At 50.2% G+C, this 245-nt stretch carries 1 protein-coding gene; it reads left to right on the top strand.

What is annotated here, in order from left to right; genetic code table 11:
* Window positions 1–245, top strand: a 245-nt coding sequence (locus MFF21_RS23820) for a hypothetical protein (RefSeq protein ID WP_238315060.1), incomplete at both ends; no start/stop codon positions are given.

Below are 245 nucleotides of genomic sequence, written 5' to 3'. Positions count from 1 at the left end.
CGCTTAACACAATTCACAGCAGAGCTGGTGCGCCTGGAAAGCCATGATTATTACCATTTACGTCATCCGCTGCTTAAAGCGGTTGAGTACTGGATAACTCCGCCGCTTTTCGAAAAAGATTTGGGAACCAGTTGTCGGCATCCCGTGCAAATCAGCATCGGCAAACCGGAGGAGCTGCAACGGGTCAGCCAGGTCAGTAGCGGCATCAGTTTAGGTTTTTGCTATTTGACGTTGCGCAAAAGTCC

Source organism: Methylobacterium organophilum (assembly GCF_022179465.1).
Taxonomy (GTDB): Bacteria; Pseudomonadota; Alphaproteobacteria; order Rhizobiales; family Beijerinckiaceae; genus Methylobacterium; species Methylobacterium organophilum.
The sequence above is the reverse complement of the archived record's forward strand: the minus strand, read 5'-3'. Positions and strand labels throughout refer to the sequence as shown.